This window comes from Aestuariibaculum lutulentum (genome assembly GCF_032926325.1).
Classification (GTDB): Bacteria; Bacteroidota; Bacteroidia; order Flavobacteriales; family Flavobacteriaceae; genus Aestuariibaculum; species Aestuariibaculum lutulentum.
Map to the genome: position 1 here is coordinate 2,147,529 of NZ_CP136709.1, position 13,768 is coordinate 2,161,296.

General features: G+C 35.2%; 8 protein-coding genes. All 8 read left to right on the forward strand.

Translation table 11 applies throughout. The features are described from left to right. Window positions 1-3 precede the first annotated feature (3 nt). The 8 genes from R1X58_RS09075 (at window position 4) to R1X58_RS09110 (ending at window position 13,759) form a co-directional block, all read left to right on the forward strand. On the forward strand, window positions 4-1,509 hold the full coding sequence (locus R1X58_RS09075; RefSeq protein WP_240573498.1) for a PKD-like family lipoprotein: 1,506 nt from the start codon (window positions 4-6) through the stop codon (window positions 1,507-1,509). 651 nt (window positions 1,510-2,160) lie between these two features. Further along, window positions 2,161-4,959, forward strand: coding sequence for a M16 family metallopeptidase (locus R1X58_RS09080; RefSeq protein WP_240573480.1), 2,799 nt, complete (start codon window positions 2,161-2,163; stop codon window positions 4,957-4,959). Between the two features lie 25 nt (window positions 4,960-4,984). Next, window positions 4,985-5,431: a protein-disulfide reductase DsbD domain-containing protein gene (locus tag R1X58_RS09085; protein ID WP_240573479.1), complete on the forward strand. Its 447-nt coding sequence runs from the start codon at window positions 4,985-4,987 to the stop codon at window positions 5,429-5,431. Window positions 5,432-5,448: 17 nt separating this feature from the next. Then, window positions 5,449-7,503: a protein-disulfide reductase DsbD family protein gene (locus R1X58_RS09090; RefSeq protein ID WP_240573477.1), complete on the forward strand. Its 2,055-nt coding sequence runs from the start codon at window positions 5,449-5,451 to the stop codon at window positions 7,501-7,503. Window positions 7,504-7,522: 19 nt separating this feature from the next. Next, window positions 7,523-8,521 carry a TlpA family protein disulfide reductase gene (locus R1X58_RS09095; RefSeq protein WP_240573475.1) on the forward strand — a complete coding sequence of 333 codons (999 nt, stop codon included), beginning with the start codon at window positions 7,523-7,525 and terminating at the stop codon, window positions 8,519-8,521. Between the two features lie 45 nt (window positions 8,522-8,566). Continuing rightward, window positions 8,567-10,072 carry an aminotransferase class V-fold PLP-dependent enzyme gene (locus R1X58_RS09100; protein WP_240573474.1) on the forward strand — a complete coding sequence of 502 codons (1,506 nt, stop codon included), beginning with the start codon at window positions 8,567-8,569 and terminating at the stop codon, window positions 10,070-10,072. Window positions 10,073-10,099: 27 nt separating this feature from the next. Then, window positions 10,100-11,050, forward strand: coding sequence for a thioredoxin-disulfide reductase (gene trxB, locus R1X58_RS09105; RefSeq protein ID WP_317292968.1), 951 nt, complete (start codon window positions 10,100-10,102; stop codon window positions 11,048-11,050). Between the two features lie 147 nt (window positions 11,051-11,197). Further along, a complete protein-coding gene (locus R1X58_RS09110) occupies window positions 11,198-13,759 on the forward strand; it encodes a M1 family metallopeptidase (protein WP_240575302.1) in 2,562 nt (853 codons plus the stop codon). The last annotated feature ends 9 nt before the right edge of the window (window positions 13,760-13,768 follow it).

Genomic DNA, 13,768 nt, shown 5'->3' on the forward strand with positions numbered 1-13,768 from the left:
AATATGTCAAATTATATAAAATTTAAACACGCTATTGTTTTAGTAATGGTTTTGATGTTTTCCGCTTGTATGGAAGATGAAGGAAACTATGATTATATAGAAATTAATGAGGTTAGTATTGACGGATTGCCAGACAATTATGAAGTGCTTCAGTTGGATTATTTTAATATTGTTCCAGAACTCAGTTTTACTTTAGATGAGAATGAACAGGGAAAATATTCTTATAAGTGGGAAGCCATCCAAACTTTAAATGTTATTGGGGGAGATAAGGTTTTTGAGTTGTCTACCGAAAGAGATTTGTTGGAAAGAGTAACATTAACACCAGGTGAATACGAACTTTATTATACAGTAAAGGACTTAACAACCGAATTAGAGGTTCATAAAAAATTTAAACTAAAGGTAGTAACTGGTTTTTCAGAAGGATGGTTATTGTTAAGTGATACCAATAATGGAGCAAGATTAGATATGGTGTCTAAAGTAGGGGGAGAATTTAATCCTATTTATAATGTGTTGGAAGGTTCTGGTATAGAATTATCTGGTACAGCCGATTTTGTTTACACCTACCCTTATAAACCCAACTTTTATGGTATTTACGTATCTACTTCAGGAAATGGAACGATAAAATTAGAACCGGACACCTTTGAGTGGAAGTCAATTTATAATTTATCGAGTGAATTTGTTACCTCGCAACCAACAGATTTAAGGGCCGATAAAGTAATGGGGACATTATTTAATTGGGGATATGCAAATGTTGGAGGAGATCTCTATCATTATTACAATGCGCTTGGTAAATTTTATGGTGTAAAAGTAAATTATATAGACAATGAACCTTTTGAGGCGTCTCCTATCTCGTGCATGGAGTTAACTTATGGAGGTTATGCTATGTTTTACGATAATACCAATAAACGTTTTGTTAGAAATTCGCAATTCGGTGTTTCTTCGGTTATGCCTAATCCTGCTCCGGAGTCAAGGTTGTTCGATTATACAACAGGCAAGGATATATTGTATATGGTAAATAATACATTTGGCGGTGATTTTTATTATAGTAACATATTTGCTTTGTTAAAAGACCCGGCAACTAGTAAGTCTTATGTTGCTCAGTTTATAAGTTGGAGTGGGCAGCAAAAACATTACAGCGAAATTGAAGCGACCGATTTTGACAAGGCAACGACTTACGCTATTAGTCCAAATTATGGGTATTTATTCTACGCTGTAGGTAGTAAGCTGTATCAATATGATATTTTCACTAAACAAACCAAACTGATGGAAGATTTGGGAAGTGAAGAAATAACATTAATAAAATTTGAACCATTTTTAAGTTGGTGGAATCCTGTTTATGCTGGTATGGATAAAAAATTAATTGTTTGCAGTTATGACCCTTCTGAGCAAGATGGTTCAAACGGAGCGATGCGATTATATTATGTGCCCGAGGTTAATAAACAAATAGAGTTAGAAGCAACTTATACCGGTTTTGGTAAAATTAAAAGTATAGCTTATCGAGAGAGATAAGTTTTGTTAGTCACTCTTTCAAAAAAGGGTAACTCATTTTAGAGTTGCCCTTTTTTTAATTATTAAGTTCATTAGCTATTTAAAAATAAATTCTCTTTCTCGCTGAAAAATCTTTAAAAAAGTCACCAATAATCTTAAAAAAATAAAATTTAACATATTCTTAATAAGGGTAACATAAAAAAAATGCGTCATACAAGTGTTAGTCGTTAGGATTAAAAAGATAATTATAAGTTGAAAATGAGAGCGTTTTGGAAAATTTTATCCAAAATTGCTAAGTTGTTGAAGAAGAGATTTTTAAAATTAACAAAAGATTAACAACACCCTTATGAATTTCTGCGTCTTTATTAATGTAGATGTTAACTAAGATGGCATTTATTTTTCATATTTAATTTTGTTTGAGTTAGTCGTTTAAACAAATTGAAGGAAAGGTAAAGAGGGCTGTTTAATACGGCCCTCTTTTATTAAAACTTTCTTAAAACTAATCTTAAATTATATTCAAAGTTTTAGTTTTGGCTGGTTTAAAATTGTAAGGGAAATGTTCGTAGTAAGTTTCTTTATTTTTAATAAAAGGTTAAAAATGAGAAAAACTATAATAAATGTTGAACTTTTATTAAACAAATAATAATTAACCAATTGTAAACACAAAATTAAATGAAGACAGTTTTATCGTATGTTCTAGTAGTAGCATCTGTTTTTTGTGTAACCGCACAAGATTTAAGTCAGCCCTTACCAGTAGATCAAAGTATAAAAAAAGGAGTTTTACCTAATGGTATGACTTATTATATAAAAAGTACCGATGTTGTTAAAGACGCAGCGAGCTACTATATCATTCAAAATGTAGGTTCCATTTTAGAAAACGAAAACCAACGCGGTTTGGCTCACTTCTTAGAGCATATGGCGTTTAACGGAACCGAACACTTTCCAGGAAAAGGTATTTTAAATACATTACAAAAACACGGTGCTGTTTTTGGAAAAGACATTAACGCTTACACATCGTTTGACGAAACGGTTTATAACTTAAGCAATATTCCAACTAAAGATGGTTTAGTAGATACTTCTTTAACTGTTTTACAAGATTGGTCTAATTATTTATTACTTACCGATGAGGAAATTGATAATGAGCGTGGTGTAATTAAAGAAGAATGGCGTACGCGTCAAAATGGGCAAATGCGTTTATATGAGGTTTCAATGCCTATTACTTACAACCATGCCAAATACGCAGATAGAATGCCGATTGGCTTAATGTCGGTTGTAGAAGGTTTTGAATACAAAGCCTTACGCGATTTTTATCATGATTGGTATAGAACAGATTTACAGGCGATCGCTGTTATTGGAGATATAGATGTTGCTGAAATTGAACAAAAAATAATCGACAGATTCTCAAAGATTCCTGCAGTAGAAAATCCTAAAGAGCGTTATACGGTAGATATTCCAGACAATGAAGATATGATGTTTAGCTTTGGTATGGATCCAGAGGTATCTTCAGCGTCTATTTCATTCGGTATTCGTCATAAAAAGTCTTTGGCAGATGAAACCGTTGCCGATTTAAAACAATCTTTATTAGAAAGTATGGCCATTAGTGCGCTTTCTTCAAGAATTAGAGAAGTGTCACAAAAGCCGGAAGCTACATTTTTATCTGGTAGAGTAGGTTATAGTGGTCTGTCTAGAACGTCTAAGGTTTTTAGTATGAGTATTTACCCTAAGCCAAATCAGCAAAAGGAAGCTTTAAAAGAAGTGTTGACTGAAGTTGTTAGAGCTGTGAAGTTTGGTTATACGCAATCTGAAATAGACCGTGCTATTACCATTTTCGATAACTCTTACCAGAACCAAATTGCTAAGAAAGACGATAAAGGTCATAAAAGTATAGAAAGTGCTATTCAAAGCAACTATTTGTCTAACTCAACCATTTCTGATGTTGAGAAAGAATACGAAATAGCAAAACAGTTATTTGCTAAAATTACGGCAGAAGATGTGCATAACACGATTAAAAGACTTTATGCAAAGCATAACCGTTTTGTAAATGTTACGGGTGTTGAAGGTCAAGATAATATTACAGAAACCGAAGTAAGACAAATTATTGCATCTGTAGAAAACGATAATACTATTGAAGCATATACAGAGGCTTTAGAAGGAAAAACTTTGGTTTCAGATTTAAATATTGTTCCTGGGTCAATTAGTAAAATATCTCATGAAGATAAAGTTGGAGCAACCACCTTTGTTTTAAGCAATGGCGTAAAGGTTCACTACAAGTTTGTTGATAAACAAAAGGATATCGTATCGTTAAATGCTGTTAGCTACGGTGGAGAGTCTTTATTAAGCGATGCCGATTTAGTTTCAGCTAACTTTGTAACAGGTATGGTAAGTATGTCTGGATTAGGTGATTTCAATGCAACCGATTTAAAAAAGGTGCTTGCAGGAAAAACAGCTAATGTTAAAGTTGGACTTGGTGATATTTCTGAATCTGTTTCAGGTAGTTCAAATACCAAAGATGTAGAAACCATGTTGCAGTTAGTGCACGTGTACTTTGTTAAACCTCGTTTCGATGAGAATGCTTACAAAGTTTTAGAAAGTAATCTTGATAACTACTTATTAAGAAGAGGTAAAGATATAGGTGAGAAAATGAAAGACAGTCTTACTTATGCCCTTTACGGAAAAAATAACCCAAAAAAGCGTATTTTTGACCAGAAATATATAGACGAAGTATCGTTCGATAGAATTAAAGCTATTTACGCCGATAGATTTGCTGATGCTTCAGATTTCGAGTTCTTTATAGTAGGTGATGTAAAAGAAGAGCAATTAAAACCGCTTTTAGAAAAATATATTGCCAGCTTACCTACACACAATACAAAAGAGAGTTATAAAGATAATTCAGTAGAGTGGGTTGCTAATACTATCGATAAAGATATTTACATTGCTATGGAAGATCCTAAAGCAAGTGTAAATGTGGTTTACAAAAAGGAAATGCCTTATGTTAAGAAAAATGCTGTTTATACAAGTGTTTTAGGAGATATGTTGCAATTACGTGTTACAGAAACCGTAAGAGAATCTGAAGGGGGAGCCTATAGCCCAAGAGCAGGAGCAAGTTTTTCAAGAGAACCTCAATCTGCTGCTTACGTGAGCTTTAGCTTTGATTGTAACCCGGATATGGCAGACCGTTTGGTTGATATTGTGAAAAACGAATTGCAAAAAATTGCAAATGGCACAATTAATGAAGAAGACTTAAACAAAACAAGAACAAACTACCTGAAAGAAAACGAGCAGGCAAAAGATAACAATGGTTACGACATGGCTATGCTTACCAGATATTTCAGATATAATGAAAATATTAACGATCCTAAGAATTTTGTAGACATCGTTAAAAACATGACAGCAAAAGACATTCAAAAAATGGCTAAGCAAATTCTTAAAGGTGGTAAGTCATACGAAATCATATTTAAACCAAAACAATAAAACTAATTCTTAACAATTAATACACATGAAAAAAGTATTTTTATTTTTTGCTTTATTGGCAGCATTTGTAGGGCAAGCACAGATATTAGAGCCGGTAAAATGGAGCACTTCAGTAAATAAAATATCAGCTACAGAATACGAATTAGTGGCGACAGCTACAATCGATGCAGGATGGCACTTATATTCTCAAAATGTTCCGCAAGACGGACCAATTCCAACTAGTTTTGCTTACGAAGGAAACGCAAATTACCTTAAAAAAGGAAATACTGTTGAAGGAGAAGGGCACACTATTCAGGACCCAATTTTCGAAATGGAGATCACATATTTCGAGAAGAAAGCAGATTTTAAACAACGTATTAAATTAAAAGGAAAAGCCCCGTTTGAAGTAAAAGGTACTGTTGAATTCATGGTTTGTGATGATAGCAGATGTTTACCTCCTACAGAAGTAGACTTAGTATTCAACGTAAAATAATTTTTTGAAAATTTAAAATGAAGAAGTTTCTTTTAGCATGCGCAGCTTTAGTATTATCTACAGCTGCGTTTGCGCAAATATTAGAGCCAGTAAAATGGTCAACATCAGTAGAAAAAGTTTCAGATACAGAATTCAATTTAGTATCTAAAGCAACCATCGAAAAAGGTTGGCATTTATATTCGCAAAATGTTCCGGCCGACGGACCAATTGCAACATCATTTATCTACGACGATAGCGAAGGTAATTTCACCATTGTAGGTAATACAACCGAGGAAGAAGGACACACGATTCAGGATCCTGTTTTCGAAATGGAAATTAAGTATTTCGAAAATAAAGCTACATTCAAACAACGTATTCAGGTAAAAGAAGGCGCAGCTACAGTAAACGGTTTTGTGGAGTTTATGGTATGTGACGACAGCAGATGTTTACCTCCTTCTGAAGTTGAATTAACATTTAATTTACCTAAAGTTTCAGTTGCTGCTTCAGGAAATGAAACAGCTGCAAATGTTACAGCGTCAGAAGAAACTCATGTAACGGAAACTCCTGAAGCTTCTCATGAAGTAGCTGCTGCCAGCACTCATGATACAGTTGTTAAAGAATCGGTAGAAGGTTCTGATAAATCAGACTCTAAAAGAGGCTTGTTTACTATTTTTATTCTTGCTTTTTTATCTGGGTTTGCAGCATTATTAACACCATGTGTATTCCCAATGATTCCAATGACGGTAAGTTTCTTTACCAAGCAAAGTAAAAACAAAGCGGTAGGAATTAAAAATGCAATTATTTATGGTATTTGTATTATTGTAATTTATGTGTTATTAGGTACAGCTGTAACCGGTATTTTTGGTGCCGATGCATTGAATGCGTTAGCAGCTAACCCTTGGTTTAATATTATATTCTTTGTGCTTTTAGTGGTATTTGCTGTATCATTCTTAGGAGCTTTCGAAATCATGTTACCAAACTCTTGGGCTAACAAAGTAGATTCTCAGGCAGACCGTGGTGGTTTAGTTGGAATCTTCTTTATGGCTTTAGCTTTAGCCATTGTGTCATTTTCATGTACAGGTCCTATTGTTGGAACCTTATTGGTTGAAGCCGCTTCAAAAGGAGGTATTGCACCTATCGTTGGAATGTTAGGGTTCTCTTTAGCTATTGCTTTACCATTTGCATTATTTGCAGCCTTTCCAGGATGGTTAAACTCATTACCAAAATCTGGAGGATGGTTAAATACAGTAAAAGTAGTTTTAGGATTCTTAGAATTGGCTTTAGCATTTAAATTCTTGTCGAATGCCGATTATATTATGCAATGGCATATTTTAGAGCGTGAAGTATTTATTGCCATATGGATTGCGGTTTTCGGAGCTTTGGCATTCTACTTATTCGGAAAAATTCAATTACCACACGATTCACCATTATCACATATTTCGGTAGGGCGTTTAGGTTTAGGTCTTATCACGTTAACCTTTACCATTTATATGATTCCTGGTCTTTGGGGAGCACCATTAAACTTAATTAGTGCATTTCCACCGCCGCCAAATTATAGTGAATCACCTTACGGTGTAGGTTATAAGAATGCAGGTGGAGGTGTTGCTACTGCCGATAGTCATGAAGCGTTACCAGAAGGAGCGCATTTAATGGCACCACATAATATTATGGCATTCCACGATTATGAAACAGGTTTAGCTTATGCTAAAAAAGTAGGGAAACCAGTCATGATCGATTTTACAGGTTACACTTGTGTAAACTGTAGAAAAATGGAAAATAATGTTTGGGTAAAATCAGAAATCTTAGAGATTTTAAAGAACGATGTTGTTCTAATATCACTTTATGTAGACGATAAAAAAGAACTTCCAGAAGATATGAAGGTGGAGTATGTTTCTCGTCCAGGTAAGTTTATGAAAGACTTCGGTGATAAATGGAGCGACTTACAGGCAAGCAGATATAAAGCAAATTCTCAGCCGTTTTATGTAATTATGGATCATGAGGAAAACAGCTTAATCGATCCTGTTGGATATACACCTGATGTTGCCGAGTACAAATCTTGGTTAAACGAAGGGATTTCAAAATTTGGTAAATAGGTAATCTAAAACACCAAACATGAAAAAAGTAATCTATACCTTAACTTTTGCACTGGCACTTGTTGCTTGTAAAAAGGAACCAAAAGATTATGTAACGCTTTCAGGCACCATAACGAATCCGAATTCAGATTCGTTATGCGTTGCACAACGAAGCATTATTAAAACCATTAAAGTAAATCCTGACGGTACGTTTTCAGATACCTTAAAAGTTGAAGATGGAAACTATTTGCTTTACGATGGAAAGGAGCGTGCCATTGTATATTTACAAAATGGTTACGATCTTAACATTAAAGCAGATACCAAATCCTTTGATGAATCAATCACTTACGAAGGAGAAGGATCAGAAGCGAATAATTTCTTAGCGAAAAAAGGGCTTTTAAAAGAACAGTTAATTGATTTTAATGAACTGTTTACTTTAGATGAAACTGCTTTTAATGCGAAGCTAGAGGCTAACGATAAAGCGTTTAAAGATCTTTTAAAATCTGTTGCTCACCTAGATTCAACGTTTGTTAATGGTCAGGAGACAGAAATAGAGCGAATTAAGCAGGATCTTAGCCGTATGTTTAATGAAAAGATGGCTGTTTCTTCATTAAAAGGACAGGAGTCTCCAAAATTTGTGGACTACGAGAATTATACAGGAGGAAACATGTCTCTTGATGATTTAAAAGGCAAGTATGTATATATCGACCTTTGGGCTACGTGGTGCGGACCATGTAAACAGGAGATCCCGTATTTAAAAGCTGTTGAAAAGGAGTATCATAATAAGAATATTGCCTTCGTGAGTATTTCGTTAGATAGAAATAGCGCTTATGAAACATGGAGACGCATGGTAAAAGATAAAGAATTGTCTGGAATTCAGCTTTTCGCCAAGGAGGATAACGATTTTGCCAGAGCTTATATGGTATCAGGTATTCCTCGTTTTATTCTTATCGATCCTGCTGGAATTGTGGTTGATGCTAACGCACCTAGACCATCGAGCAGTAAATTAATTGACTTATTTAAAACTTTAGATATATAATTGAAAGCCTTCTTTATGGAGGCTTCTCTTATTAAATTTTCACGCATGAATGCACTAAAAAGATTTTTTAAATCACAACCTAAAACCGAAACAGAATTAGAGAAATATTTCGAGCAATTTCGAAATAATGTTGTTGGGGTAGATCAGTACTTTGTTTCTCCTTACGGTAAGAAAAAAATCATTTACGCCGACTGGACTGCCAGCGGGCGTTTATACAGACCTATTGAAGAAAAGTTATTAAATGAAATAGGTCCTTATGTTGCTAATACGCATACAGAAACCTCTATCACCGGTAGTGTGATGACACACGCTTATCACGATGCCAGAGAGATTATCAAGAAACACGTTAATGCCTCTAAAGATGATGTATTAATTACTGAAGGTTCTGGTATGACTGGAGCCATCAATAAATTTCAACGTATCTTAGGAATTAAGGTAAACGAGAATTTAAAAGATCATACAACTATTCCAGATGAAAAGCGACCAATCATTTTCGTGTCGCACATGGAGCATCACTCAAACCAAACATCTTGGCTGGAGACTATAGCAAAAGTGATTGTTATTCCTGCTGATGAAAACGGTTTGCCTTGCTTAGACGCTTTAGAAAAATTGGTTCAGGAATATAGCGAAACACCAATTAAAATTGCTGCAATTACAGGATGTTCTAACGTAACAGGTATTAGAACGCCTTATCACAAGGTAGCAAAAATCATGCATCAGAATAACGGGTTATGTTTTGTGGATTTCGCCTGTTCTGCACCTTATGTAGAGATTAATATGCACCCGGAAGATGAAGAAGAGTATTTAGATGCTATAACATTCTCTCCTCACAAATTTTTGGGAGGTCCTGGTACTTCAGGGGTGTTAATTTTTAATAAAAAATTATACAAAAATTTAGTGCCTGATAACCCTGGAGGAGGAACTGTTAGTTATACAAACCCTTGGGGAGACCACGATTATGTAGACGATATCGAAACACGTGAAGACGGTGGTACTCCTGGTTTCTTACAGGCAATCAGAATAGCTTTATCTATTCAGTTGAAAGAAAAAATGGGAGTGCAAAATATCTTAGATCGTGAGCATGAATTAAATGATATCATTTTCAAAAGATTATCAGCGATTAAAAACTTAACCATTTTAGCACCGAACCACACCGATCGTTTAGGGGTTATTTCATTCTATATCGAGCATGCACACTATAATTTAGTGGTTAAATTATTGAATGATCGTTTTGGTGTACAAACCAGAGGGGGGTGTTCTTGTGCTGGAACTTATGGTCACTATTTATTAAATGTAGACCAACCGACTTCTAAGTCTATTGAGTTGAAAATTTTAGAAGGTTGTATGATTGAGCGCCCGGGATGGGTTCGTATGTCGGTTCACCCAACCATGACCAATGCCGAAGTTGAATTTGTTTGTGATGCGATTGAGCAGGTAGCCAAAAATTTTGCGACTTGGGAAAATGATTATACCTATAACGCTGCTAAAAATGAATTCGTTCACAACGGAAATAAACACGTTGAAGCAGAGATCACACAAGGTTGGTTTTAATTAAATTATCAAATTAGAAAAAAGATTATGTCAGATACAATAGAAAGAGTAAAGTGCTTAATTATCGGGTCAGGACCTGCAGGTTACACCGCAGCGATTTATGCAGCACGTGCTAATATGAGTCCGGTATTATACCAGGGAACACAGCCAGGAGGCCAGTTAACAACCACGAACGAAGTGGAGAACTTTCCAGGATATCCACAAGGTATTACAGGACCTGAAATGATGATGGAGTTACAGGCTCAGGCGCAACGTTTTGAAGCTGATATCCGAGACGGATGGATTACTAAGGTTGATTTTTCAGGTGATGTTCACAAAGTTTGGGTGAATGATGAGAAGGAAATTCACTGTGATACGGTAATCATTTCAACCGGAGCTTCAGCAAAATATTTAGGCTTAGAATCTGAACAAAAATACTTGAAGTTAGGTGGAGGTGTATCGGCATGTGCTGTATGTGACGGATTCTTCTACAGAAATCAGGAAGTAGTGATTGTAGGTGCTGGAGATTCAGCTTGTGAAGAGGCTCACTACTTATCAAAACTATGTAAAAAAGTAACCATGTTAGTAAGACGCGATGAGTTTAGAGCCTCTAAAATCATGGCAGAGCGTGTAGCTAACACTCCAAATATTGACATTCTTTTCAATACAGAAACCGATGAAGTTATTGGTGACGGACAGGTAGTAACTGCAGTTCGTGTACACAACAATAAAACTAACGAAAAACACGAAATTCCAGCAACAGGATTCTTCGTGGCAATCGGACATAAACCAAACACCGATATCTTTAAAGATTATATCAGCTTAGATGAAACGGGTTATATTATTAATACACCGGGAACAGCTAAAACCAATGTGCCGGGAGTATTTGTAAGTGGAGACGCTGCCGATCACGTATACCGTCAGGCGATTACAGCAGCCGGAACCGGTTGTATGGCAGCTTTAGATGCAGAACGTTATTTAGCAGCTAAAGAGGCTTAATCAAAATAAAAAAAAGTTTATTTTTACTCGATAGTCAAAATTGTAGTTGTAAAAACCGATTTTTGATATTGAGGTCAAAAAAATAAGTAACAACCTCGTGATAAAACCACGGGGTTGTTTTTTAATATATCATACTAAATTATATTCATGAGGAATTTGTTTTTTGTTTTTTTGCTTACCTGTGTAGTATCATGTAATAAAAAACCAAAGGAAGAAAATTATTTATTAGTCGAAGGTATTTCATCTGAACTTGCAACCTACAGAAAAAAGCAGGTTTCAGATGTAGTTTACAATCTGTCTTTCAACATTCCGTTAGAAAGAGAAAAGGCGATTGCTTCTCAACTTCATTTATCGCTTCAGGTTAACGATTTGGAGTATCCTTTGTATTTAGATTTTAATGAGGATAAATCGCATTTAAAATCGGTTTCAGTGAATGGAAAATCAATTGAGGTTTTACATGAAAGAGAACACTTAATAATTCCGAAGAAGTATTTAGCTAAAGGAAACAATGAAGTAATTGTTTCCTTCGATGCCGGTGAAGTGTCGCTTAACAGAAATGACGATTATTTATACACGCTTTTAGTGCCGGACCGTGCAAGTACCTTATTTCCGTGTTTTGATCAACCGGATTTAAAGGCAAATTACAATTTAGAAATTACTGCGCCTTCAACCTGGAAGGTGTTATGTGGTGGACCGTTAGTGTCTGAAGAAACAGTAAATGATTATACGAAACACGTTTACGGATTGACCGATAAAATGAGTACATATTTATTTTCATTTGTTGCAGGTGTGTTTAATGAAACATCTCAAAAACCTGAAAATATGGAAATGACCTTGTTGTATCGTGAAAACGATTCAGCAAAAATTGAAGCCAGTATCGATGCTATTTTTGAACATCATCAAAAGGCTGTAAATTTTTTAGAGGAGTATACGCAATATCCGTTTCCATTTCAAAAAATGGATTATGCAACCATTCCTGGGTTTCAGTATGGAGGCATGGAGCATGTTGGAGCCATTCAATATAAAGAATCATCTTTATTTTTAGATGGAACAACAACTCAGGAACGCTTATTAAATCGTGCACGACTAATAGCTCATGAAACAGCACATATGTGGTTTGGCGATTTAGTTACCATGAAATGGTTCGACGATGTTTGGTTAAAAGAAGTGTTTGCCAATTTTATGGCCGATAAAACGGTTAATGGATCGTTTCCGAATATTAATCACGATTTAAAATTTTTAACATCACATTATCCGTCGGCATATAGCGAAGACCGAACGCAAGGGGCAACACCTATTCGTCAGAATCTGGGGAATTTAAAAAATGCAGGAACGCTTTACGGAAATATCATTTATCATAAGGCACCTATTATGATGCGTCAGTTGGAAGTGATTATGGGAGAAGAACCTTTCCGTCGAGGGATGCGTAATTATATAAAAACATATGCTAACGACAATGCGACCTGGAACGATTTGGTAGAGTTACTAGACAACGAAACCCCAATAGATTTAAAGCAATGGAGCGAAGTTTGGGTAACAAAATCTGGGCGTCCGGTAATCTTAGATGACATTATTTATGATTCGGCGGGGAGAATCGAACGTTTTGAAATTTCTCAACATGCCGAAGACGGAACAGATAACATCTGGACTCAGGCGTTCAATATTGGGTTAGTGTATAAAGATTCTGTACATTTAGAATCAGTAAATTTAAATGCTAAACAAATTTCTTTAAGCACGCTTGAAGGTATGCCTAAGCCAGAAGCTATTGTTTATAATTACAATGGTTTAGGGTACGGTGTTTTTCCTGTCGATATTAAAAATCATCATATTTATGATATAAAAGATGATGTGGCTCGAGGTTTTGCTTACATTAATTTATATGAAAATATGTTAAGCGGAAAAATTTCAGCTATAGACGCATTCAATCAATTACTTAATGGATTTAAAGTTGAAAATGAAGATTTAATCATCAACTTAGTTTCCGGAGAGATAAAAAGTATTTTCTGGAAATACTTTACAGAAGAAGAACGTCATGCAATGCTTCCTCCTTTGGAAGAATTTTTGCAGGAACGTTTAAAGGAACATTTAGATCCGAGTATTAAGAAAACGGTTTTCAATTTGTATAAAAGTGTCGCGTATTCTGGGTCTGGAAAAGACTTTTTATATGAGGTATGGAATAAAACAATCACTTTAGATAATGTGTATTTAAATGAAAACGATTATACAGGTATTGCTTCGGCATTAGCCATTTATAAACATGAGAAAGCCGATGAGATTTTAAAAATAGCGCACGAGCAAATTACTAATGCCGATAGAAAAAAGAATTTCGAATTTATTCTTCCTGCATTATCTAACGATGTGAAAGTAAGAGATGCCTTTATGAAATCGCTGGCTAAACCTGAAAATCGTGAAAAAGAATCCTGGGTGTTAGATGCTTTAGATTGTATTCACCATCCGTTACGTCAGGCATCGGGGCAAAAGCATTTAAGGTTGTGTTTAGATTTACTGGAAGAAATACAGTTGACAGGAGATATTTTCTTTCCTAAAGCCTGGCTAGTGGCTTCGATAGGAGAATACACTTCGCCTGAAGCTTATCAGGTTTTGCAACAGTTTTTAGCGGACAATCCTAATTTTAGTCCTGTGCTAAAAAATAAATTATTACAGGCTACCGACCCGTTATATCGTGTTAATAACTTATGGAAGCAGTAATCCTTTTAA

Coding starts and splice junctions, on each gene's coding strand:
- R1X58_RS09085 (WP_240573479.1), top strand. CDS start 4,985: ATGAAAAAAGTATTTTTATTTTTTGCTTTATTGGCAGCATTTGTAGGG.
- R1X58_RS09080 (WP_240573480.1), top strand. CDS start 2,161: ATGAAGACAGTTTTATCGTATGTTCTAGTAGTAGCATCTGTTTTTTGT.
- R1X58_RS09090 (WP_240573477.1), top strand. CDS start 5,449: ATGAAGAAGTTTCTTTTAGCATGCGCAGCTTTAGTATTATCTACAGCT.
- R1X58_RS09095 (WP_240573475.1), top strand. CDS start 7,523: ATGAAAAAAGTAATCTATACCTTAACTTTTGCACTGGCACTTGTTGCT.
- R1X58_RS09075 (WP_240573498.1), top strand. CDS start 4: ATGTCAAATTATATAAAATTTAAACACGCTATTGTTTTAGTAATGGTT.
- trxB (WP_317292968.1), top strand. CDS start 10,100: ATGTCAGATACAATAGAAAGAGTAAAGTGCTTAATTATCGGGTCAGGA.
- R1X58_RS09110 (WP_240575302.1), top strand. CDS start 11,198: ATGAGGAATTTGTTTTTTGTTTTTTTGCTTACCTGTGTAGTATCATGT.
- R1X58_RS09100 (WP_240573474.1), top strand. CDS start 8,567: ATGAATGCACTAAAAAGATTTTTTAAATCACAACCTAAAACCGAAACA.